We start from the raw sequence: 22072 nt of genomic DNA, 5'->3' as shown, positions 1-22072 counted from the left end.
TTTCTTTTCTACAAAGATGTTACGTATGATTGTACCAAAAAAGAGAAAAAGAAAGGAATGGTACTTACATCCACCGAAAAAAAGGAATACAGCATGGACGTCTTGTTCCATACTGCATTCCATTCAAACGAGATGAAGAAGCTATTTACATCCGTTTGTTTTCTTCAATTTTTTGATCCAGCTTGCCTAAATATTTGGCGGCGACTTCTTTTCCTCCTAAGCCGAAAGAAAGACCGAAAGCAAGCGCGATTCCACCTAAGATTAAAATAAAGGCAGCGTTGACGATGGAATCAGCTACACCGAGCTGGTCAAGTGCCATAAAGAATGAGACGGCAATGACGGCATATTTCGCAACCGATGAAAGAATACGGAAAGATGGACCATTCACAAAGTTCGCCACAAGCTTTTCAACAAGGCTTCCAACATACAGCCCGACGCCTAAAATGACAATCGCGGCTAATACGTGCGGCAAATAAGCGATGACGCCTGTGCCGAGAGCCACTAGGAAATCAAGGTGAACAATTTGCAGTGCTTCTACAACAAATAAGAACACAATGAAAATAGAGACAATTTTTCCAATGGCTTCTGAAACCGCTGCTGCTGGATTCGTGCCAGTACCTTGACCAATGCCCATCGTTTTGAGCAGGGAGTTGATGCCCATACGATTCAAGATGTTTGTCACCATCTGACCAACCCATCTTCCAAGCCATAAACCAATTAAAATGAAGACAATGGCAATAAGGATATTTGGCAGCATCGTCAAAATATCGTTCAGCATTGCAATAGCCGGTTCGGAAATACCTCGTACATCTAATCGTTCCAGCGCCGATACAATCGTCGGGATTAAAATGAGAATATAAACGATGGTCCCAATACCTGCAGATAGCGACGTTCCTTCAAATAACTTTTCTAAGCCTAATCTCGCTGTCCATTTTTCAGCGCCAGCTGTTTGCAAAAATCCAGTGACTAAATCACGCACTAATCGCGCAATGAACCAGCCGATGAATAAAATAAGAGCAGCAGCCAATAGCTTCGGCAAGAAGGATAAAACATTTTCCATCATGCCAGAGAATGGGCCTGCAATTCCATCAAGCTCAAGTGCTGAGAGAATCCCAGGTAAAAATAAGAAGAGTGTAAAATAGAAGACAAGTTTAGCTGCACGGTCGGTAATGTTAATTGCTTCGTCTTCTGTGTTGGCAGCATTCACTTTCGTTAACGTTTGGTGTACGCGGCCCGATTTTCCTATTTTTCGGACGACCATTGCTAAAAGACTAGCGATAAGCCAACCTGCTGCTAATAACAAGGCCGCTTTTAAAAGATTTGGAATCGCTCCTGTAATGGAGGAGAGCATTCCAACAAGCGGCGTAGCGATAAAGCTCAGCTCTAAAATGTTGAAGGCAAGAATAAATACAAACACAAGCAACAAGTAATAAACAACTTTTCCAATTAATTTTTCGGTCGGATAGGCTTTATTTTCGATTCCGGATAATAGTTTATTGTCCAGTTTCGTTTTATGTAGAAGCTTCTCCGTGCTGTTTCCAATTGCTTTTGCAATGAGCCAGCCGATTAGCAAAATAGCCAATGCTATCAAAATTTTTGGCAGCATCCCGGCGTATTGAGACCACTCTGCCCACATATAATTTTGGTTCATGTTACTCACTCCTTTATGTAATGGTATGTTTTAGGTGTAGTAGTCATTACCCGAAATGAACAACAAGGAAACATGAAAATGAAAAAGAGGATGTCCGCTAAAGGGGAATCATCCCTTTTTCAGACATCCTCAGCAACATGAACCGTCATGAAAAACGAGCAAGAACGGTCTTGTTTCAGTTTGCGTAAAGCAGCTGTGTTAGGTTTATTTTTTATCGGCAGGCTGATCGTCATCCATCATCCCGCGTGTTGCGTCTTTAAATTCTTTTAATGTTTTGCCTGCTGCTTTTCCAAGCTCCGGCAATTTTTTCGGTCCGAACAACAGTAAAGCCACAAATAAAATAATGGCTACTTCTCCAAATCCTAAGCTCATATCAATCGCTCCTACGTTTAAAATGAAAAGCCTGTTTGATCCTCTTTTCCTCATTATAACAGAAACCATTCCATGTCGTGAGCAATTCTTCGGTAAATATGTATCCGCTTTCGTTTTCGTGTGTTTCACCGGAATGGAAATCGGTAATAATGGAAGCAATAGGATTTCAGGAGGGGATAGAGATGAAGGAAAAGCAGCTTGTCGGAGAAAAAGCGGCCGAGTTTGTTCAAGAGGGCATGATTGTGGGACTTGGAACAGGTTCAACCGTTTATTATACATTGAAACGACTAGGTGAACGGGTCCGCGAAGGAATGAAGATTCAAGGAATTCCTACATCGATTCAAACGGAAAAGCTGGCAAAAGAATTCGGTATTCCATTAACGAATTTTTCAGAAGTGGAACAGATTGATGTGGCCATAGATGGAGCGGACGAAGTAGACCGCCATGGGAATTTGACGAAAGGGGGAGGGGGAGCGCTGCTACGGGAAAAAATCATTGCGAAAGCAGCGAAAACATTTATTGTCGTGGCTGATTCGTCTAAGCTCGTAGACGAACTTGGCACATTCTTACTTCCTGTTGAAGTCATTCCATTCGGGTTCAGCATGACAGAACGCCATATCCGCGCGCTTGGCTGTTCACCAGAAATGCGGCTAAAAGACGGAAAACCGTTCGTGACAGATAATGGAAACTATATTTTAGACTGCAATTTCCCACGCATTGAGCAGCCTGAAACATTGGAACATCAGCTAAATATGATTCCGGGCGTGGTGGAAAACGGGTTATTTGTTGGGATGGCCGACATATTAATTAGCGTGAACGAACAGAAAGGGGTTCTTGTTCAAGAGATGTAAAAAACACGTCTTCTTCATTGTTTAAAGCTTCTGTTCCTGATTGCGTTTTACGAGACAGCGGGTATAATGAGGTATATACCGAAATTCGGAACGAAGCTGTTCCAACTTAGTTAAAGGGGAAAGCCCATGCAAAGTAAAAACAAAACCGTCGTCAGATCCATGGACATTTTAAAGTTGTTTTTAACGCATTCGAAGCTCAGTTTTAATGAGATGGTTCAGTTGTCAGGCATGCCGAAAACGTCAGTGTACCGAATGGTTCTCTCACTTGAAGAAATGGGATTGCTTGATAAAGACGGAGAAGGAAAATATTCACTCGGTCTCTTATTTTTACAGTTTGGCCATCTCGTAGCCGAGCGGCTCGATATTCGTCAAGTAGCACTGCCCGTCATGCAAGCGCTTCATGATGAAGTCGGAGAAGCAGTCAATTTAATTGTGAAAGACGGCAATGAAGCCATCTACATTGAGAAATTGGATACGAAACAGCGTGTTAGGCTCTATACAGCAATTGGCCGGCGTTCGCCGCTTTATGCAGGAGCTTGCTCGCGCGTCATTTTAGCCTTCTTGCCGCATCATGAACGGGAGGATTATTTAGCTGGAATTGACTTAACACCGATTGCATCAGGCACGATCACGGATAAAGACCAATTGCGCTTGTTACTGGCAGAGTCGCAAAAAACAGGTTATACGGTCAGTCATTCTGAACTAGAAAACTATACGTCGGCTGTGGCGGCCCCGATTTTCAATCATAAAGGGGAAGTGGCAGCAGGGATTAGCATTGCAGGACTTGATGTGAATTATCAAGGTGAGAAACTGCCGCCGTTAGCGGAAAAAGTGAAAACAGCCGCCCGCGAGATTTCGAGAAAGCTAGGTTACATAGAACCACTATAAGCATATATAAATCGACCTAGAAAATTCGACATGACGAAAGAGCGGCCATGCCAAATAAGTGGTCGATCTGAATAACCATTGGAATGTTCTTAAATTAACTGAAGCTGTGTCGAGTTATAAAGTGGAATCTATATAGGAAAGGGGCATGGCCAAAAAATGGCCATGCCCCTTTTTATGTGAAAAGCGGCCGGTTACAAGACGCCAAGCTTTTCATCTTGTAAATCGGTAATAAACATATGCCCTGGTGCATGGGTAATCATCAATGGCGGTTTGGTTGCCATCGCCACGGCTTGCGGTGTGACACCACATGCCCAAAAGACTGGGACTTCTCCGTCTCGAATTGTCACCGCATCACCGAAATCCGGGCGGCTCAGTTCGGTAATCCCGAGTTCTTCCGGGTTGCCGATATGTATCGGTGCCCCGTGCACAGCCGGAAAGCGGGAAGTTACTTGGACTGCACGCACGACCTCTTCTTGGCGAATGGGGCGCATACTAGCCACCGTCATGCCATGAAATTTGCCTGCTTTCACACAAGGAATGTTCGTTATATACATTGGAACATTGCAGTCTTCTTCAATATGCCGAACAGAAATGTCGTTGCGTAAAAGCGCATGTTCAAATGTGAAGCTGCAGCCAATTAAAAAGCCGACCATATCTTCTTCCCAATACTCGGTAATGTCTGTTACTTCTTCTGTCAGTACACCGTGGCGATAGATGCGGTATTTCGGCAAGTCCGTCCGAATATCAGCAGACGGTGCGGCCATGGCCGGAATAGGCGACCCCGGTTCCGTCACATCGAGAATCGGACATGATTTCGGATTGCGCTGGGCAAATAGAAGAAAATCAAATGCTTCTTCTTTTTTTAAAACGACTAAGTTCGCTTGGGCAAATCCGTTTGCCAGTCCGGCCGTCGGTTTGACAAACTCGTTTTGTCTTATAAGCTCCCGCAGTTGTTGAGGCTTCATCTCTGCTAATGTGTTCATGTTATTAACCTCTCTTTGCTAGATTACTTGAATAATTGTGGCAGCTGGTTGATTAATGTGTAAGTTCCCATCCAAGCCATGACGATGACGACGAAAGCTCCGGAAATCGTTAACCATAGCGGGTGTTTGTAATCACCGACAATGTTTTTCTTGTAAGCAGCCACAAGCAAGGTACCGAGTGCGAGCGGTAAAATAAGACCGTTAAGAGCACCAACTAAAACGAGTATTTTGACTGGCTTTCCGATAATAACGAATGCCAACATTGAGATGACAATAAATCCGATAATAATGCCTTTATAGTTTTTCTCAAGGCGTGGGCTGAACGTGCGAATAAAGGAAACAGATGTATAAGCGGCACCGACAACTGATGTAATAGCGGCGGAAAACATCACAATTCCGAATATTTTATAGCCGATATTTCCTGCAGCAAGCTGGAACACAGAAGCAGGGGGATTAGCTGGATCAATTTGCAGTCCTTTTGAAACGACGCCAAGAACGGCTAAAAAGAGGGCAATACGCATGACAGATGTAATTAAAATTCCGACGATGGAGCTTTTTGTTACTTCTGGCAGAGAGTCAATGCCTTTTACACCTGCATCAAGCAAACGGTGTCCGCCGGCAAATGTAATGTATCCGCCGACCGTCCCGCCGACTAATGTGACGATGGCTAACATATCAATCGTCTCTGGAACGAAGGATTTTGCCACAGCTTCACCAACTGGAGGAGCGGTTGTGAAGGCAACATACAGCATTAAGCCAATCATGACAAAGCCGGCAATTTGAGTAAAGCGGTCCATCGCTTTACCCGCTTCTTTTACGAGGAAGATGAAGACAGCCACGACGGCACTAATAATCGCACCTGTTTCAACGGAAAGACCAGTGAGGGCATTTAAGCCAAGTCCGGCACCGGCGATGTTTCCGATGTTAAAGGCAAGTCCGCCAAGCACAATTAAGAAAGAAAGCACATAACCGAGTCCTGGAAAGACCATATTGGCGATATCTTGTCCTCGTTTTTCCGACACGGCAATAATGCGCCATACATTCGTTTGAGCAAAAATATCTAAAATGATGGAAACTAAAATAACAAATCCGAAGCTTGCTGCGAGTGTTTGGGTAAACACCGTTGTTTGTGTTAAAAAGCCTGGTCCGATGGCGGAAGTGGCCATTAAGAAGGCTGCTCCCATTAATAATGTCCAATTCATGTTTGTTGAAGGTGTTTGTTTTTCCCCTTTGTTTGGTAATTTTTTCAGTGGTTCCACCGTTTTTCCCCCTTTTTTGTTTTTAGTCCATCATCGCTTTAACGGCAATGTCTGAGCGTTCGAGCGTGTCCCGAATTTGACGGGCAAAGCTTAATGCTTTCGGTCCGTCCCCGTGAATGCAAACCGTATCAGCTTGAACAGCGACGTCGCTTCCTTGTTGAGAACGCACTTTTCCTTCTTTAATCATGCGAACGACTTGGGCAACAGCGTCGTCATCATTATGGATGAGCGCATCTGCTTGTGTACGCGGCGTTAAAGAGCCGTCTTGCTGATACGTTCGGTCTGAAAATACTTCGTGAGCCGTTTGCAGACCAATTTTTTCGCCAGCACGGACAAGTTCGCTTCCAGCAAGACCGAATAAGATAAGTTGCGGATTAATACGATATACCGCTTCTGCAATCGCTTCTGACAGTTCCGGACTTTTGGCGGCCATATTGTATAGCGCACCGTGCGGCTTCACATGTTGCATCGACGCTCCTTCCGCTTTTACAAACGCATGTAACGCGCCAATTTGATAAAGAACGAGATCATAAGCTTCTTGTGGTGTAATGGCCATATTTCGACGGCCGAATCCGGCTAAATCAGGAAGTCCTGGATGAGCGCCGATTTGGACCCCATTTTGGAGAGCAAGATGGACCGTGCGGCGCATAACCGATGGATCGCCGGCATGAAAACCGCAGGCAATGTTGGCAGATGTCACAAAGCCAAGAATTTCTTCATCCAACCCCATTTTATAAGCACCAAAGCTTTCTCCTAAATCACAATTCAAATCAATTCGATACAACGTAAAATCCCCCTGTCGATAAAAGATAAAAGTTCCTGCTCATTGGAATGATGAGACTGACCACCAAAAGTAAGCGGTTTCACCCGTTGTTTCGTATGTACCTGCCACGCTAGGGTGATTGTCTATCAGTCGATCTTCACTCGTTACTCATTCCGAATTTAGGAACTGCTGTTTCGAATATAGTAACATAAAACCATGTTAATGCATATAACTTAATTTTCTAATTATTTTGTCAGAACTTCTGACATAGAAATTATCGAGTCGTGCCAATGGAAAGAAACCCTGTTATGTCAATGCTAGAAACGTGTTGGAGCAAGATGGAATGAGATTTTTTACATGAAAAATAGTAATGATCCAACCATTTCACAAAAGGAATGGTTGAGTTTTTCAATTCTGATAATTATAATAAATTTATAAATTCCGACATATAAAACATTAGTTCCGAAAAACGGAATGAAAGGAGTGGCAACATGACTCAAACAACGTTTGATGTGAACACAATGGTTCAAATGAAGCCGCTTGGGGATTCGGCTCTTCTCGTTCAATTAGGAGAGGAGATGTGTCCGCAAACGCATCGGAAAGTAAAAGCGTTAACTGATTATTTAGAACAGCACCCGTTTGACGGTCTGATGGAATGTGTACCTGCTTTTACAAGCGTAACGGTCTTTTATAATCCTGTCCGCATTCATCAACTATATGAACAGCAACACCCGTCCGTTTTTGGAGAAAAAAAGCCAATCTCTCCTTTGAAAGTTGTCAGTTCAATGATGGAAGAGATTCTTGCAGGGCTTGAACAAACAGCAGAGACGAAGCCGCGTACGGTAGAAATCCCTGTTTGCTATGGCGGGGAGCTTGGACCTGACTTAGAAGCACTCGCTGCGTATCATGGACTAACAGAAAGTGAAGTGATTCGTCTTCATTCAGAAGGAGAGTACCTCGTGTATATGATTGGCTTTGCACCGGGATTCCCTTATTTAGGCGGATTATCAGAAAAGATTGCCACACCGCGCCATGCGTCTCCGAGACTGTCGATTCCGGCAGGGTCTGTCGGGATTGCCGGTGTGCAGACGGGCATTTACCCCATTGCGACGCCAGGCGGCTGGCAGCTAATTGGACGCACGCCAATCCAATTATTTAATCCAGATCAACATCCGCCGACCCTTCTCCAGTCAGGGGATGTTGTGAAATTCAAGCCTATTACGGTTGAAGAATATGAACGCTATAAGGAGAATGCCCAATGACAATTACAGTGAATCGGCCAGGCTTATTGACAAGCATTCAAGATTTAGGGAGATACGGTTTTCAAAAATATGGGGTCATTGTGAGCGGAGCGATGGACCGAAATTCCCTTCGAATTGCGAACATGCTTGCAGGGAATAAGGAAGGAAACGGCGTACTTGAAATTACATTGATGGGCCCTTCTTTATTGTTTGAAGAAGACACTTTAATCGCACTCACCGGAGCAGACATGTCACCAGAAATTGACGGTGAAGCGGTTCCGTTATGGCGACCTGTTTATGTAAAAAAAGGGAGCGTACTCGACTTTAAAGCATGCCGTACGGGCTGTCGTACGTATTTGGCACTAGCTGGCGGGTTTGCGCTCGAAGAAGTGATGAACAGTCAAAGTACGTATTTACGAGGAGAAATGGGCGGCTATAAAGGAAGAGCCTTGAAGGCAGGCGACCAATTAGAAGCAAAGGAGATGTCGCCATGGGCTTCAAAGCTTTTCCATGAGCTAAAAGCGAAAGCTGGTACTCGTTCATTTCTCGCGCCGTCTTGGCAAGTTCAGGTGGATTCGTTCGTCTCAATGAAAAAAAATCCCGTCATTCGCGCCATCCGCGGAGGGGAATTTGACCGTTTTACGAAAGAGAGTCAAACACGCTTTTTTGAACACTCGTTTCGCATTACACCGAAATCAGATCGGATGGGCTACCGCATTGAAGGTCCGGCTTTGCAGCTGGAACAACCATTTGAACTGTTGTCAGAAGCGGTTGCATACGGAACGGTTCAAGTACCGAATGACGGCAATCCGATCATTCTTCTTGCGGACAGGCAGACGACGGGCGGCTACCCGAAAATCGCGCAAATTGCGACGGTCGACCTTCCTGTTATTGCGCAATTAAAGCCAGGCGAAAACATTCGTTTTCAAGAAATTACGCTAGAGGAAGCCGAACAGCTTTATTTAAAGCAAGAACAAGAACTGGAACAGCTACAAGCAGGCATTGCACTGAAAAATAGATAATGACATGAAGATGGGAGAGAAGCAAGCATGTGGAATGTAAAAGACATTCAAGAGTTAATGAAAGCAGTCGATGAATCATCTCTAACAACCTTTAAACTAGAATACCAAGGAATTAAAATTGTGATGGGCAAACAAGGTGAACATACCGTACCAGCGCCAACTGTTGCACCAGCGACGGCCCTTTCTCCAGCACCTTCAGCACCGCCTGAAGAAAAGAAGAAGGAAGAGGACGTGCCAAAGCAAGAGGAACAACATCTCCATCAAGTGCTATCGCCAATGGTCGGCACCTTTTATTCTCGCCCCAATCCGGAAGCGAAGCCGTTTGCGACAGTTGGAGAAACGGTGCAAAAAGGACAAGTGGTTTGCATTTTAGAAGCGATGAAGCTGTTTAACGAAATTGAAACGGAAGTAAGTGGCGAAGTGGTCGACATTTTTGTAAAAGAAGGTGAGCTTGTCGAATACGGTCAGCCATTATTTTCTATTAAGCAAAGTTGAGGGGGGAAGTGCTATGTTTAAAAAGGTGTTAATTGCCAATCGCGGCGAAATTGCGGTGCGAATCATTCGGGCCTGTAAAGAGCTTGGAATTGAAACGGTAGCCGTCTACTCAGAAGCGGATGCGGAGGCGCTTCATGTGCAACTGGCTGATGAGGCGTACTGCATCGGAAAAACAGCGGCGAAAGACAGCTATTTGCACATTCCGAATTTAATTAGCACGGCGCTGAAAACGAACGTTGATGCCATTCATCCAGGCTATGGATTTTTAGCTGAAAATGCAGAGTTCGCCGAGATTTGTGAACAATGCGGCATTGTCTTTATCGGCCCAAGTCCCGACGCCATCCGAAAGATGGGGGCAAAAGCAGTCGCAAGAGAAACGATGAAAAATGCAGGGGTACCGACTGTTCCTGGAACGGACGGCTTAATTGAAGGAGAAGAAGAAGCGGCGGCCATTGCTGAGAAAATTGGTTATCCCGTTATCGTCAAAGCGACAGCAGGCGGAGGCGGCAAAGGGATGCGAACAGCTTATGACACAGAAGAATTGAAAAAAGCAATTCGTCAAGCTCGTCAAGAAGCCGAAACAGCGTTTGGCAACCCCGGTGTGTATTTGGAAAAATATTTGGAAGAGCCGCGCCATGTGGAAATTCAAATTATGGCGGACCGCTACGGCCATGTTGTTCACCTTGGTGAACGGGACTGTTCGATTCAGCGAAGACATCAAAAGCTCGTCGAAGAAGCACCTTCCCCTGCACTAAATGAAGACTTGCGCTGTCAAATGGGCGAAGCGGCTGTAAAGGCAGCAGAAGCTGTTTCCTATGAAGGAGCAGGAACGGTCGAATTTTTACTTGATAAGCATGGTCGTTTTTATTTCATGGAAATGAACACACGTATTCAAGTAGAGCATCCTGTTACGGAGCTTGTGACAGGTGTGGATCTTATTAAAGAGCAGCTGAAGGCGGCGGCTGGCTATGAATTGTCATTTTCCCAAGAAGATGTTCGTATTCAAGGCTGGGCGATTGAATGCCGTGTCAACGCGGAAAATCCGCTGAAAAACTTTATGCCTTCACCAGGGCAAGTAGACATGTATTTACCACCAGGAGGCTTCGGCGTGAGAATCGACAGTGCCGTCTATCCAGGCTACACCGTTTCTCCTTTCTATGATTCTATGGTTGCCAAAGTCATCGTATGGGGACAAACCAGAGAAGAAGCGATCCAAAAAATGAAACGCGCACTTGGCGAATTTCTCATCACCGGCATCCATACAACCATTCCGTTTCACTTAGAACTGCTCGAACACGAAGCATTCATCAAAGGAGACTTTAATACGAAGTTTTTAGAAATGTATGAGGTTATGTAGGGGTTAGCGATTAGCTGTTAGCTGTTAGCGATTAGCCATTAGCTATTAGGATGCTCGCTGTTAGTTCCTAGTAGCTAAAAGCTAGAAGCTAACAGCTCAGTGGAAAGGAGAGGTTATTCAATGTGGGTCATTACGGTTCATTCGGGAAACCGCACGGCGATGTATGAATTTGACGATGAACAAGAAGCGAAAGAAGTGTTCGGAAAGATGTCAGGATGCAAAATTCTTTCGGAAGTTGTGTATTTCAATGATGATGTTTTCGCTGGCGTGATGTAATTTTTTCATGCAAAAAGCCTTCGATGGACGAGAAGTGTTTCGTCTATGGAAGGCTTTTTTTTTGATTGAAATATCGGGGAGTTTAGGAAGGGTCTTTTAGTACGAGCCAATGGCGCTCAAGGGCATAAATTTGCTGGGACGCAGAGGAAACGGCAGGATGAACGAGCTGATCAACCGTTTTTTCTGGTTGGGCGATGCTGTACATCGAAGCAATGGCCACTGTTTCTTCATTAATGGGAGCGGCTACATGGAATAAACAGCGGTAGCTCGGGTGGGTTAGTTGACGAGTGAGTTGTTGCACGGTAAACGGCACATTTTCGTGCAGGCTGCATGTTGTAACCATCATGTAACGGGACTCAATCGCGCTTGAGCGAAAGAAGTTGTATCGGCCGCCGACGGTGTGTGATTGCTTGGAAATGTCGACGTTCAGATGATTGTAGGAAGATTGCTGACCGCTTTTATAAAAAATGGAGTCATGGGTATATTTCATAAAATTTTGATACGTTTCTTCGCTTTCCCATAAGCCCAATACAAATGCTTCTTCAGGCGTATCAATATTCCAGCCTCCCACTTGGCCGATAAAACCATCGACGTGGGTAAGGGCGGCCCAATGCTGCTGAGTATACGAAAATACATCTTTTTGATCATTGTGAACGCTGCATGTCATCATTTTTGCTAACATCTCTCATCACCTCTTTGTATCTTTTTCGACGTGGGTGGGGAAAACTCCTGTTTCCTTCCGAAAAATAGCCGTCCGCCGCTGGCATACGTCTCCACCCCCTCTCATACATTGAAGAGAGACTATACAAGCACGATTGGATAAGGGGGAAGCAGAAAGCATGGCAGTGAAAATAGTGACAAAGAGCCGTTCACGAAACGGAAAAAGCTGGTGTGTATCGTTTGAGCACCCATTTCGTCAACAACCGGGCACGAAAAAAGGACAACCTGTCCGTGCAGCACTCCATACACATGACGAAGAAGAGGCGGAAAAACTAAGAAAGCAGCTTCAAGACTTAGTCGGCGATGAAGCCTTTTGGACACTAAAAGCAAAGGTTAAAGCGAAAACCGTCTTCGATGAGCGGGTCGTGGCGGCCGTTTATGATGAACAGCAACACCCGGTCTTTGAAGATGTACGGGACAATGGTCTTCCGTTTCGAAGTGAAGAGGGCTATGCCGATGTGCACTTGATAGGAGAACAAGGCAGCGGCAAAACACGACTGCTTCGACAACTTCTCGGATTGAAGGAAGAAGCAGAGCCTTTTCCAGCTTTGGGCAGCGTCGAAAGCAGTGCATATGCGATGGAATGGCTGTCAGCCGACCAAGAGTATTATGAAGCAATCGTGACGTTCGTTCCTTTTCTGGAGATGAAGGAATGTGTAGAGGAAGCGGTTTGTGAAGCGGCGACCGCTTATATAGCAGAAAGCTCAGAGTTTGGGATGGTAGAAGCGCTCATAGGCAAGGGGGGAAGAATGCGGAGTTTGATGGGGCAACTGCCGGCAGCCATTTCCCGCATGTATGGCTGGCTTCCGTCGTTTACTGATGATCAAGATCGCAAGCGATGGGCTCCGTATATAAAAGCCATTCAAGCAGAAGCGTTAAAGCTCCGAAATGAAATGATTGCTAGAGGGGAAGATACGAGCGATTCGATATTGTTTCAACGTGCGTGGAAGGCGGATGCGCGCTGCGGGCAAATTAGCCGAGCATTAGTAGAAGAGATTGAGCGCAACTTTTCCCTCTTGGAAGAAGGAAGCATGACGTATCACGAAGATGATTGGCCTTTATCTTGGCGTTTTCAAACGAGCGATCGTTCTTACTTTTTTCAACTGTTGTATCAGCTGTTCGGCGATGATGCGGTGTTTGACGGCAAACAGCTATCCGGACTCGTGGAAGGGATGCGCCTAAAAGGTCCGTTTCGTCCGCTTTCCCACGAAGGACCGGCCCCGAAATGGATGGTAACCGAACAGCATACCGAAGCAGGAAAATGGTCAGCGAGGCAAATGAAAAATGTAAGAAAGGCAGATATGGTCGTTTTTGTGGAAAAAGGGCTCACGTCACAGCCGTCCCCCCTCCTAGAGCATCTCATCGTTTCCGGGCGGGCCGATGCACTCACGATCGTCCTCACCGGAATGGATGACATGACAGGAAATCGCTTCCGGACGTATGACGAAAAAGGCGAGCAGCTTTGCCGGTTGCTGCATGAGAGAATTCAAGCGGCTGGCGAGAGATGGGGCGAGCGGGCGGAACGAGCACTGACGCGTGTTTGCAGACAAAACGGCTTGCATATGGTGAATCACACTGCGGACCTTTCGGCAATAGATGTGAGGCAAAAGCTCACACATGTGCTCGAAACGTCGACGATTCCGAAAGAGGTCAGTCGTGTTCATCCGATTTACCTCAGCATTAACACAGCGCTTGCGGTTTATGAAGGAACGAAGCGGTTTCATCATACTCTCAAGCACGAAGCAGACATGGTTCCTTTGTTTACGAGCTGTCTTGGTGAGGCGCTATACCGCTTTTTCCTGAGAGACCCGGCCGGCTGGTCGATACCCGATGCTTCTCATCTTGAAAAAGACCGAGCCATTGAACGAGTGAGTGCGTATCTTCATGAAGCATTACTCACGTATGCCGAAGAAGAGTTATACCCAGCTCTAGCTGAGAAAGAGGGACAGCGAAATGGGCGGGAGTTGTTACAACATCTCATCCCGACTGAAAAAGAGGCATTGCTGCACAAACCGTTTCTTCGCGATATGTATGCGCTCCTAAAAGCGGCGATTGAGCGGGCAGAAGGCATTGTCATTAGCTAAAGCGGCACCTCCTCAAAATGGACCGTTATGAGAACTTCTCATAAACGGTCCATTTTGTATAGAATCGAAACATGTCTGTTTTACTTTTGATGATAGTAAGGCGGAATGCGAATCCACCCTTTTTCCTCCATAAGCGGCTTTAATGTGAGGGCAAACGTCACTTTCATCATTTGATACTTCGCAAACATATAGCCAACATCTGTGCGCACGGATTCTGTCAACCCTCTTACCGCTGCATTAATGCCAACGACTAAATTGTAAGCTAAAAAATTAGCGATTTCCTCATCCGTCATTTTTGCCCCATCTGGAATGGTCCGGTAGTCGCCAATCACTTTTTCTGGCGTCGTACTTGGAAGGGGAATACCTTCACGCCGGAAAAAATCCTCTAATTCTGTAATCATCGGGCGATGGACATTGTTAATAACATCCTCTAGTTTTTCTTTTAACTGCGGGTCTTGGACAATATTATAGGAAATTTGATCTCCACGTAGCGTTTGCTGGGTGCCGGTCAAGTAAAACCATAAATTCATCACTTCGCCTACGTGCAACGGTTTTTTCTCTCCGTCCGTAAATGGGGTAAACACATGCTTTAAGACTTCAAACGGATTCATCTATTTTCCCGCCCTTCCATTCTATTACTCATATTGTGATTCGTTTTCAGCCAATTATGCGTGATGGTGTTTCTTGTCCGTAAACGGGGATAAAACGATGTGGTCCAGAATACGGATGAAAAGAGAGTGCAGAAAAGGAGATTGAAACAATGGGGAGAAAACGAGGGAACTTAAACACGGTATGGCCACTTCTTTTGAGTCTTCTTCTTGTCGGAGTTATCGTTTGGCTTGTGGCTGGTTATTTTTCCGGCAAACGTCTTGCCGAGGAGACGGTCCAGCAGTTTTATGCTTACGAACAGCAAGGAGCTTTTGCGGAATCGTGGGAGCTGTTTCATCCGCAAATGAAAAACAAATTCGCAAAAGGGCCTTATATTCAAGACCGGGCGCACGTGTTTATGAATCATTTCGGTGTGGAGACCTTCATCTTTTCCATTAGCGAAGCGGAAAAGCTCGACAGCTGGACGATGGAAAAAGGGGCAGCGCCGTTGAAGGATGTCTATCAAATGACAGTGACTCAAACTTATAAAGGGAAATACGGGAACTTTGACTTGCGCCAAGAGGTATTTACGGTAAAGGAAAAGGGAGGATGGACCATTCTTTGGAACTACCAAAAATGAACATCGATCTAGAAGCTTGTGTGAATAAAACCTCCTCAGAAAAGGAAGTTTCCTTTATAATGAACTGTGGAGGTTTTAGTATGACGTTGTACATAACGAAGTTTGTTTACGGTTTTTTGATGCCGCCTGGCATTTTTATTTTAGTGTTGATGGCATTGAGCATTCGGTTGTATCGTTTGCGGCGGTGGGAAGGGAAAGCTGCTGCTGGCGGTGACGATTGGGTTATATATCTTTTCGACTCCATTTGTCGGAGATCGGCTTATTCATTCGTTGGAAGGACGGTATGAACCGCCTGAGAATGTAGAAGGAGACGTCATTGTGATGCTTGGCGGTGGTGCGACGTCTGATACGCCTGACATTACGGGAGAAGGTCATTTGTCCGGGTCTGCGGCGAACCGGCTGCTAACAACGGCGCGGCTGTATCATGAAACGAAGCTGCCTGTCATTGTGTCAGGGGGTTCTGTGTACAGCGATTCCGGTCTGGAGGCGGAGATTGCCAAGCGCCAGTTGATTGATTTAGGTGTGCCAAGCGAAAACATTTTAACAGAGACGAGAAGCTTAAACACGAAGCAAAATGCGCTGTATACGAAAGAAATGATGAGGGAACGAAAATGGAGTCAGCCTATCGTTGTGACGTCTGCCTTTCATATGGAACGAGCGCTGCGCAACTTCGATCAAGCGGGATTAACGGCACAGCCGTACCCGACTGATTATAAGAAAAGTTTTGCGTTAGAAGCCCATCCAAATAATTTCGTTCCGACGAGTTCGACTTATACAGGCATTGCACTAAAGGAATACTTGGGGATTTGGACGATTCCCCTCCAATGGTAACCTACGAGGTTACCATTTTTTATGAAAAAAAGATCATGTCACTTAAAAAATGTATTTTTTTGCCGATATACATTATATACTCTACTTTTTTGAAGGGACGTTTACGATGAACCACGAACATTACTTACACAGCTCTTATAATCTCACTTTTGTCGCACTGTCCTTTATTATTGCGATGGTGGCCGCGTATACGTCATTTGAGCTCGCCAATCGAGTCAAAGCATCTGATCGCGTACTGAAGCGATTTTGGCTTATAAGTGGAGCGATGGCACTTGGACTCGGTATTTGGTCGATGCACTTTGTCGGCATGCTGGCTTTTCATTTAGAGATGGATATTCACTACAATGTGTTGCTTGTGGCTTTGTCGGTCGTTTGGGCGGTGCTCGGTTGTTACAGTGGTTTAGTGTTTGTCCACCGTCCTGACCGTACAATCGGCCATTTGGCGATTGCGGGGCAATTGATGGGAGCGGGCATTGTATTTATGCATTATACCGGTATGGAAGCGATGGAACCTGTTCAGATTACATACGATACGGTTATTGTGTTGTTTTCTATCATTATTGCCATTGTCGCTTCGACTGTCGCCCTTTATTTAGCTTTTTACTCCAAGGTAAACAAAGGCCACAGCTCCATTGTTGGAAAAGCGGGCTTTTCGATTATGATGGCCGTCGCGATTACGGGCATGCATTACATGGGTATGAATGCCGCCTCGTTTTTGCCGTCTGAAACGACCATTAACCCGAATATTACGTACTACATTAATCCGCCATCTGTTGCGATTGCGGTCGCTGTCTTCACGTTCTTTATGTTCGGGGTTTTATTTTTCACGATTTTCTTCGATCGTCGGGCGAACCAGCAGCAAGTCATGAAAGGCGCCATTTTTGAAGCGGCCATGGATTCCATCGTCGTAACAAATGAAAACGGGAAAATCACGAATGTGAATAAGCGCGCATTGGCGTTTTTACAGCGCACAAAAGAGGAAATGATTGGCCAAAGTGCCAGTGAATTCTTACCTTGTCTTGGAAAAGTGGAAGAACTGGCTGGAGGCCGACATGAACAGACATTTATCGTCCGAGACGGAGAAGAACGAATTGTTGAAGTCACGGTAACAAAGGTTAAAGCAGAAATGCAGGTCGAATATATCGTCTATTTGCGTGACATGACCGAACAGCGGAAGTTCGAACAACAACTTCATGAAACGAACGACCGTTATCAAAGTTTGTTCCACTCGTCTCCGCTAGCTATCGTTGTCCACCGGTACGGACAAATTGTGTCAATCAATCAGGAAGTTTTGAACATTATTGGCGCGTCGTCCATGAATGAAATTGTTGGAATGGGCATTGAAACATTTGTCGCACCAGAGCAAATGGACATCGTTCAGGAAGTTATCGCCGAGATGATGGATACGAATGTCGACCGTGAAGGCGCGTTGAAGGAATTGAAAATTTACGATAAGCACGGGGAAGAAAAATGGGTCACGACAAAGTCCAGTGTCATTGAAATTAATGAAGAGTCGTACATCCAAACAGTTGTTCGTGATGTGACGGAGCAGCGAAAGGCGAAACAAACGCTTCATCATATGGCATTCCATGACGGCTTAACAGGGCTGCCGAACCGAAGCTTGTTTGATACACTTGCCCAAGCAGCGATTGACAAGAAAAAGGAGCAGGAAGCTGCCATTTTATTTATGGACCTTGATCGCTTCAAGCTGGCGAACGATACGCATGGTCATCAAGCCGGTGATGAAATTTTAAAAGAAACGGCCCGCCGACTAGAAGAAGTGGTCGACGAAGATGACATTTTAGCTCGTTTTGGCGGAGATGAATTTTTGTTGCTCATTCGTCGTGATAGCAAAAAAAGCATTGCTGAAACGGCTGATCGGCTACAAACAGCCATTTCAGCACCGTTCCATGTGGATGGTCATGATATGTATTTACACGCAAGCATTGGGATTAGCCTCTATCCGCAAAACGGCAGCACACTCGATATGCTGATCCGTCAAGCTGACTTAGCGATGTATGAAACGAAAAAGGCAGGCCGAAACGGCATTACGTTTTACCATGAATCGATGCAGGCTAATACGACGCGGCGCATGATGCTTGAAGATGGTCTTCGCCGAGCGATTGCAGAAGGAGAGTTTGAACTGCATTACCAGCCGAAAATCATTTTAGCGACAGGCGAGGTGGCCGGGATGGAAGCATTAATCCGCTGGCATCATCCTGAGCTTGGCATGATTTCACCAGGTGAATTTATTCCCATTGCCGAGGAAACCGAGCTCATCATCCCGCTTAGTGAATGGACACTGCGGGAGGCATGCCGCCAAAATAAAGCATGGCAAGAAAAAGGCTATTCAAAAGTGCGAATGGCCGTCAATATTTCCAGCATCGAATTTTCTCAGCGCTCCTTCGTGACAAGCGTCGCCCGTATTCTAAAGGAAACAGGGCTGGAGCCGCAATATTTAGAGCTTGAAATAACCGAAAGTGTCGCGATTCAAAATGTCGAAGATGTGATTGAGAAGCTGAACGAATTGAAAAAACTCGGCATTGCCATTTCCATCGATGATTTCGGTTCTGGCTATTCATCACTCAGCTATTTGCGCAAATTGCCGATTGATACACTGAAAATTGACCGCTCCTTCATTTTAGATCTTCTGAAGGAAAACGAGAAAGAAGCCTCCATCGTTCGAGCTATAATTGCGCTAGCAGAAAGCTTGAATCTATCGGTCGTCGCCGAAGGGGTCGAGCTGCCTGAACAGGTGAAAATTCTCGAAACAGAAAAATGCCATGAAGTACAAGGCTATTATTTCAGCAAGCCGCTTGCCGCTCACCAGTTTGAAGAATGGTACGAGCGAAGCAAAGTGCTAACATAATAGAACTACTAAAATCCTAATATATTGGCACTAAAAGATAGGGCTGTCGAATAAGTCTCAAAATGTTTAGAGAAACGATGGTTTTTCTGGTTATGCAAAATGGACCGTTTATAAAAACCCGTAATATTTGGGCTTTTGTAACGGTCTATTCCTTTTTATTGCCTTCATTCAACGAATGCCCCCCATTAAAAGACGGAAGCTTTGCGCTGATGCAGTACGCAACAAAAGGGCAAAGTGCCAAAGTTGTGTCTATGTTAGCCAATCAACTGAACTAACGAACAAAGCCCCTTCCTGCGTCTAACCGATGTGCGGGAAGGGGCTTTCTGTCTTAATGCGGCTCATAATTCATCTCGACCCAATCGGCATAAGAACCGCTGCCGTGACAGCCGTGGCAATCGGCCGGTCCGCTGTACACAGAGCCAAGCGCTGGATACACAGCACTGTATGTAATCGGAAAACCGCGTCCGTTGCAATCTGGGCATTTTCCCATCGCTTGCATCTCTGCTTTATGCTTTTCATGGCGCTCTGCTCTCCAATCGGAAATCGCCTGAAACCATCCCATCATGATCACCTCAACATCCTTTTTTGTTAGCATGTGCCAAAAAAGGGAAGTTTATTGATCCATGAGGAAAATTCACGCTCTTATAAAAAAGGATGACTGAACGATTGATGTTCACGTCATCCTTTTTTGTATCGATGCCAGCTATACACAAGCAGCATCACAACCGCCCCGCCCACCGTATCCAGCAACACATCCGCCAGTCGTCCATCTCGATGAAGAATGAACGCTTGATGCACTTCATCTGAAAAAGCAAACAAACTTGTCCAAAGCACCGCCCGCCAATATCGCTGCTTACTCTTCGACAAATTCCAATAAATGAGCAGTGAAAGCAAACCAAAAAAGGTGACATGTGCCGTTTTTCGTGCAAGAAACTCTGCTTCTAAGCGAAACGGAACCGGCTGATAAAAGTCGCTTCCCGGTGCTAACACCGAACCAAGAGTGACGTCTTCTTTCAAAGCGGGCATGGCCATCCACGTGGCGGGCTCAGTGGCACGCAAGCCCGGTGTATTCGATGTATAAAAAATGGCGAGCATTAAAAATAGGAGTACTAGTCGTTTCATCATCTTTTCCTTTTGACAAAAATAGTGGAGCTTCATCATTTTAGCTTATCTTTCGAGGGGCGACAATGAATGAACATCGTCTATTTCAAACATTTTTTCATTTTTTTTAGTCTTTTTCCCTATAAAAATAGTAAAAATCTCCTTTTTCGACAATTTTCACCTATACCTGAAATTTTTTCCTTATGTTATTCTAAAAAAAGGAATTTAATTATGTAAATATACACCAAATTTTCGTTAGAAGGAACATAACTAAGATCGCAAGGACGGAATGGAGAACAGAGAACAGGGGATGAGCGTAATGATTGACATACATTGTCATATTTTACCGAATGTCGATGCAGGTCCGCAAAGCGTTACGGCTAGTTTGGAAATGGCGAAGCAGGCGCTTGCGCAAGGGGTGCATACCGTTGTAGCGGCACCAAGCTATTTAAACGGATTTGATCAAAATGAAAAAGCGGTCGTCTTGGAGCACGTTCGCACATATGAGCGTCTACTCGCTGCACATGACATTCCACTTCAAATTTTGCCAGGCCAGCACATTCAGTTAACAGCCGAACTGCCGGAAGCCTTCGTGCAGGACAAGTTGCTGACAATTAACGACAACGGCAAATATTTGCTTTTGGCGTGTCCGGAAGGCGAGGTGCCGATGTATGTGGAAAACATGCTATATGACATGCAGCTGAAAGGACTCATCCCGATTATATCCAGCCCTGAACGGAATGCTCACATTCTCGCTAAACCTGATCTCATCTACCAGCTCGTAAAAAAAGGGGCGCTCGTCCAGCTCGGAGCGAAAAGTCTTCTTGGTGCATACGGGACGAAAGTAAAAAAATTCGCGCTGCAATTATTGAAAGCCAACCTTGCCCACGTCTTGGCAACGGAAGCGGCGAGCTCCACTACCGGAAATGACTCGTTAAAGGCAGCCTATGCTGAAATTGGGAAAAAGGTCGGCACAGAAAAAGTGTACATGCTGCAGGAAAACGCCCATTACATCATAGAAGGGCAAATGGTTCACCGTGAACAGCCTGTTCGCATCGAAAAGAAGCGGTTCGGTATCTTTTAACGATTTCCGCAACTGCATTACATACTATGTGAAAAGTTTAAGAGGTGTTGAACTTGATAGATATTCATTGCCACATCCTTCCTGGAATCGATGACGGCCCCAAAACGATGGAAGACAGTGTGGCGATGGCGAAAGCGGCCGCAGCCGACGGTATTACTACGATTATCGCCACGCCCCATCATCAAAATGGACGCTATATTAATGAAAAAACTCGGATTATCGAGAGAGTGAGATTATTAAATGAAGAACTCGTGAGCCGGAAAATCCCTGTTACGATTTTACCAGGACAAGAGCCGCGCATTTACGGCGAATTGGTTGAGGATTACGAAAAAGGAGACATTTTAACGTTAACTGATGGCGGCAAATATGTCATGATCGAATTTTCGTCGGGCCAAGTGCCGAATTATGCCGAACAGCTTCTATTCGACATTCAACTGCACGGCCTTCATCCGGTCATCGTCCACCCAGAGCGCAATGCACAACTGATTGAACAGCCTAATTTGCTGTATAACTTTGTGAAAAAGGGAGCATTAACCCAAGTGACCGCTTCAAGTGTGACTGGGGAGTTCGGAAAAAACATTCAAAAATTTTCCCGTCAGCTCATCGAAGCGAACTTAGTACACTTCATCGCCTCCGATGCCCATAACACGAGCGGACGCACATTCCGACTCGCCCAAGCATACGACACCATTGAAAACAAATACGGTGTCGACATGGTGTACTTCTTCAGCGAAAATGCTCAATATTTAGTCGACGGACTCATGGTAGACCGAGGACAGCCAGAGAAAGTGAAGCGGAAGAAGTTTTTCGGCCTTTTTTAATCGAGAGTGGAGAGTCTCTTCTAATCGAGGATGACAAAGTGGAAAATGAAATAAGCTTTGAAGTGAAGAATTTGTAATCTGTAGCATATCGCCGCAATGACTATCTGAAAAATCAAAAAGTTGTAGCGGCCGCTGTCTATACGTTAATCATATACAGCAAGAGCGGATACAGTATA

Annotated in this window: 24 protein-coding genes; 15 read left to right on the top strand and 9 right to left on the bottom strand. The window is 45.3% G+C overall.

What is annotated here, in order from left to right; all coding sequences use genetic code 11:
• Positions 1-145: 145 nt before the first annotated feature.
• Positions 146-1651 carry a mechanosensitive ion channel gene (locus ACXAEO_RS16380; protein WP_474883054.1) on the bottom strand — a complete coding sequence of 502 codons (1506 nt, stop codon included), beginning with the start codon at positions 1649-1651 and terminating at the stop codon, positions 146-148.
• A gap of 204 nt (positions 1652-1855) precedes the next feature.
• Positions 1856-2023 (bottom strand): twin-arginine translocase TatA/TatE family subunit, encoded by a 168-nt coding sequence (locus ACXAEO_RS16375; RefSeq protein WP_474883052.1) that lies wholly within the window; start codon positions 2021-2023, stop codon positions 1856-1858.
• A gap of 182 nt (positions 2024-2205) precedes the next feature.
• Here ACXAEO_RS16375 and rpiA point away from each other — a divergent pair, with 182 nt between their 5' ends.
• Entirely contained in the window at positions 2206-2874 is a 669-nt protein-coding gene (rpiA, locus tag ACXAEO_RS16370; protein ID WP_474883050.1) for a ribose-5-phosphate isomerase RpiA, read from the top strand.
• Positions 2875-3000: 126 nt separating this feature from the next.
• Entirely contained in the window at positions 3001-3762 is a 762-nt protein-coding gene (locus tag ACXAEO_RS16365; protein ID WP_474883048.1) for an IclR family transcriptional regulator, read from the top strand.
• A 191-nt stretch (positions 3763-3953) separates the two neighbouring features.
• Here ACXAEO_RS16365 and ACXAEO_RS16360 read toward each other — a convergent pair whose 3' ends face one another.
• The 3 genes from ACXAEO_RS16360 to pxpA all read right to left on the bottom strand — a co-directional run bounded on the left by ACXAEO_RS16360 (position 3954) and on the right by pxpA (position 6788).
• Positions 3954-4745 carry a putative hydro-lyase gene (locus ACXAEO_RS16360; protein ID WP_474883046.1) on the bottom strand — a complete coding sequence of 264 codons (792 nt, stop codon included), beginning with the start codon at positions 4743-4745 and terminating at the stop codon, positions 3954-3956.
• Positions 4746-4768: 23 nt separating this feature from the next.
• Entirely contained in the window at positions 4769-5947 is a 1179-nt protein-coding gene (locus ACXAEO_RS16355; protein ID WP_474884236.1) for an NRAMP family divalent metal transporter, read from the bottom strand.
• A gap of 79 nt (positions 5948-6026) precedes the next feature.
• The gene (gene pxpA / locus ACXAEO_RS16350; RefSeq protein WP_474883044.1) at positions 6027-6788 is read right to left on the bottom strand and encodes a 5-oxoprolinase subunit PxpA; all 762 of its coding nucleotides are present in this window, start codon (positions 6786-6788) and stop codon (positions 6027-6029) included.
• A gap of 470 nt (positions 6789-7258) precedes the next feature.
• Here pxpA and pxpB point away from each other — a divergent pair, with 470 nt between their 5' ends.
• From pxpB to ACXAEO_RS16325, 5 genes are all read left to right on the top strand, one after another.
• Positions 7259-8029 (top strand): 5-oxoprolinase subunit PxpB, encoded by a 771-nt coding sequence (pxpB, locus tag ACXAEO_RS16345; RefSeq protein ID WP_474883042.1) that lies wholly within the window; start codon positions 7259-7261, stop codon positions 8027-8029.
• Positions 8026-9030, top strand: coding sequence for a 5-oxoprolinase subunit C family protein (locus ACXAEO_RS16340; protein WP_474883040.1), 1005 nt, complete (start codon positions 8026-8028; stop codon positions 9028-9030). Before pxpB ends, ACXAEO_RS16340 begins: the two co-directional genes overlap by 4 nt.
• A gap of 27 nt (positions 9031-9057) precedes the next feature.
• Positions 9058-9525, top strand: coding sequence for an acetyl-CoA carboxylase biotin carboxyl carrier protein (accB, locus tag ACXAEO_RS16335; protein WP_474883037.1), 468 nt, complete (start codon positions 9058-9060; stop codon positions 9523-9525).
• 13 nt (positions 9526-9538) lie between these two features.
• Positions 9539-10882, top strand: coding sequence for an acetyl-CoA carboxylase biotin carboxylase subunit (gene accC / locus ACXAEO_RS16330; RefSeq protein WP_474883034.1), 1344 nt, complete (start codon positions 9539-9541; stop codon positions 10880-10882).
• Between the two features lie 120 nt (positions 10883-11002).
• Complete coding sequence (locus ACXAEO_RS16325) at positions 11003-11158, top strand: hypothetical protein (protein WP_474883031.1); 156 nt, start codon at positions 11003-11005, stop codon at positions 11156-11158.
• Positions 11159-11240: 82 nt separating this feature from the next.
• On the opposite strand, the gene ACXAEO_RS16320 is transcribed toward ACXAEO_RS16325, so the two are convergent.
• Positions 11241-11840 carry a YdbC family protein gene (locus ACXAEO_RS16320; RefSeq protein WP_474883029.1) on the bottom strand — a complete coding sequence of 200 codons (600 nt, stop codon included), beginning with the start codon at positions 11838-11840 and terminating at the stop codon, positions 11241-11243.
• Positions 11841-11997: 157 nt separating this feature from the next.
• Between ACXAEO_RS16320 and ACXAEO_RS16315 the strand changes: the two genes are divergently transcribed.
• Positions 11998-13962, top strand: coding sequence for a hypothetical protein (locus ACXAEO_RS16315; RefSeq protein WP_474883027.1), 1965 nt, complete (start codon positions 11998-12000; stop codon positions 13960-13962).
• A gap of 80 nt (positions 13963-14042) precedes the next feature.
• Here the strand turns inward: ACXAEO_RS16315 and ACXAEO_RS16310 are convergent, their stop codons facing one another.
• Positions 14043-14573 carry a DUF3231 family protein gene (locus ACXAEO_RS16310; protein ID WP_474883025.1) on the bottom strand — a complete coding sequence of 177 codons (531 nt, stop codon included), beginning with the start codon at positions 14571-14573 and terminating at the stop codon, positions 14043-14045.
• Positions 14574-14722: 149 nt separating this feature from the next.
• Between ACXAEO_RS16310 and ACXAEO_RS16305 the strand changes: the two genes are divergently transcribed.
• From ACXAEO_RS16305 to ACXAEO_RS16285, 5 genes are all read left to right on the top strand, one after another.
• Positions 14723-15190, top strand: a complete 468-nt coding sequence (locus tag ACXAEO_RS16305) for a hypothetical protein (RefSeq protein WP_474883023.1) — start codon at positions 14723-14725, stop codon at positions 15188-15190.
• Positions 15191-15270: 80 nt separating this feature from the next.
• Positions 15271-15477: a hypothetical protein gene (locus ACXAEO_RS16300; RefSeq protein ID WP_474883021.1), complete on the top strand. Its 207-nt coding sequence runs from the start codon at positions 15271-15273 to the stop codon at positions 15475-15477.
• 34 nt (positions 15478-15511) lie between these two features.
• Positions 15512-16021 (top strand): YdcF family protein, encoded by a 510-nt coding sequence (locus ACXAEO_RS16295; RefSeq protein WP_474884234.1) that lies wholly within the window; start codon positions 15512-15514, stop codon positions 16019-16021.
• Between the two features lie 106 nt (positions 16022-16127).
• Positions 16128-18890, top strand: coding sequence for a bifunctional diguanylate cyclase/phosphodiesterase (locus ACXAEO_RS16290; RefSeq protein ID WP_474883019.1), 2763 nt, complete (start codon positions 16128-16130; stop codon positions 18888-18890).
• 77 nt (positions 18891-18967) lie between these two features.
• A complete protein-coding gene (locus ACXAEO_RS16285; RefSeq protein ID WP_474883017.1) occupies positions 18968-19165 on the top strand; it encodes a hypothetical protein in 198 nt (65 codons plus the stop codon).
• Positions 19166-19218: 53 nt separating this feature from the next.
• Here ACXAEO_RS16285 and ACXAEO_RS16280 read toward each other — a convergent pair whose 3' ends face one another.
• Positions 19219-19455 (bottom strand): methionine aminopeptidase, encoded by a 237-nt coding sequence (locus ACXAEO_RS16280; protein ID WP_474883014.1) that lies wholly within the window; start codon positions 19453-19455, stop codon positions 19219-19221.
• Positions 19456-19568: 113 nt separating this feature from the next.
• A complete protein-coding gene (locus ACXAEO_RS16275) occupies positions 19569-20015 on the bottom strand; it encodes a VanZ family protein (protein ID WP_474883012.1) in 447 nt (148 codons plus the stop codon).
• A 295-nt stretch (positions 20016-20310) separates the two neighbouring features.
• On the opposite strand from ACXAEO_RS16275, the gene ACXAEO_RS16270 reads away from it, so the two are divergent.
• The gene (locus ACXAEO_RS16270; RefSeq protein WP_474883008.1) at positions 20311-21075 is read left to right on the top strand and encodes a tyrosine-protein phosphatase; all 765 of its coding nucleotides are present in this window, start codon (positions 20311-20313) and stop codon (positions 21073-21075) included.
• Between the two features lie 53 nt (positions 21076-21128).
• Complete coding sequence (locus tag ACXAEO_RS16265) at positions 21129-21896, top strand: tyrosine-protein phosphatase (protein WP_474883006.1); 768 nt, start codon at positions 21129-21131, stop codon at positions 21894-21896.
• The last annotated feature ends 176 nt before the right edge of the window (positions 21897-22072 follow it).

The organism is Bacillus sp. ABA4_010 (assembly GCF_056159105.1).
Note: the sequence above shows the minus strand (reverse complement) of the source record. Positions and strands in the feature narration are given on the sequence as shown.

Coding starts and splice junctions, on each gene's coding strand:
- ACXAEO_RS16375 (WP_474883052.1), bottom strand. CDS start 2,023: ATGAGCTTAGGATTTGGAGAAGTAGCCATTATTTTATTTGTGGCTTTA.
- ACXAEO_RS16270 (WP_474883008.1), top strand. CDS start 20,311: ATGATTGACATACATTGTCATATTTTACCGAATGTCGATGCAGGTCCG.
- pxpB (WP_474883042.1), top strand. CDS start 7,259: ATGACTCAAACAACGTTTGATGTGAACACAATGGTTCAAATGAAGCCG.
- ACXAEO_RS16310 (WP_474883025.1), bottom strand. CDS start 14,573: ATGAATCCGTTTGAAGTCTTAAAGCATGTGTTTACCCCATTTACGGAC.
- accB (WP_474883037.1), top strand. CDS start 9,058: ATGTGGAATGTAAAAGACATTCAAGAGTTAATGAAAGCAGTCGATGAA.
- ACXAEO_RS16305 (WP_474883023.1), top strand. CDS start 14,723: ATGGGGAGAAAACGAGGGAACTTAAACACGGTATGGCCACTTCTTTTG.
- ACXAEO_RS16290 (WP_474883019.1), top strand. CDS start 16,128: ATGAACCACGAACATTACTTACACAGCTCTTATAATCTCACTTTTGTC.
- rpiA (WP_474883050.1), top strand. CDS start 2,206: ATGAAGGAAAAGCAGCTTGTCGGAGAAAAAGCGGCCGAGTTTGTTCAA.
- ACXAEO_RS16360 (WP_474883046.1), bottom strand. CDS start 4,745: ATGAACACATTAGCAGAGATGAAGCCTCAACAACTGCGGGAGCTTATA.
- ACXAEO_RS16275 (WP_474883012.1), bottom strand. CDS start 20,015: ATGATGAAACGACTAGTACTCCTATTTTTAATGCTCGCCATTTTTTAT.
- ACXAEO_RS16320 (WP_474883029.1), bottom strand. CDS start 11,840: ATGTTAGCAAAAATGATGACATGCAGCGTTCACAATGATCAAAAAGAT.
- ACXAEO_RS16300 (WP_474883021.1), top strand. CDS start 15,271: ATGACGTTGTACATAACGAAGTTTGTTTACGGTTTTTTGATGCCGCCT.
- ACXAEO_RS16340 (WP_474883040.1), top strand. CDS start 8,026: ATGACAATTACAGTGAATCGGCCAGGCTTATTGACAAGCATTCAAGAT.
- ACXAEO_RS16380 (WP_474883054.1), bottom strand. CDS start 1,651: ATGAACCAAAATTATATGTGGGCAGAGTGGTCTCAATACGCCGGGATG.
- accC (WP_474883034.1), top strand. CDS start 9,539: ATGTTTAAAAAGGTGTTAATTGCCAATCGCGGCGAAATTGCGGTGCGA.
- ACXAEO_RS16355 (WP_474884236.1), bottom strand. CDS start 5,947: ATGAATTGGACATTATTAATGGGAGCAGCCTTCTTAATGGCCACTTCC.
- ACXAEO_RS16295 (WP_474884234.1), top strand. CDS start 15,512: ATGCTTGGCGGTGGTGCGACGTCTGATACGCCTGACATTACGGGAGAA.
- ACXAEO_RS16280 (WP_474883014.1), bottom strand. CDS start 19,455: ATGATGGGATGGTTTCAGGCGATTTCCGATTGGAGAGCAGAGCGCCAT.
- ACXAEO_RS16325 (WP_474883031.1), top strand. CDS start 11,003: ATGTGGGTCATTACGGTTCATTCGGGAAACCGCACGGCGATGTATGAA.
- ACXAEO_RS16365 (WP_474883048.1), top strand. CDS start 3,001: ATGCAAAGTAAAAACAAAACCGTCGTCAGATCCATGGACATTTTAAAG.
- ACXAEO_RS16315 (WP_474883027.1), top strand. CDS start 11,998: ATGGCAGTGAAAATAGTGACAAAGAGCCGTTCACGAAACGGAAAAAGC.
- ACXAEO_RS16285 (WP_474883017.1), top strand. CDS start 18,968: ATGGTTTTTCTGGTTATGCAAAATGGACCGTTTATAAAAACCCGTAAT.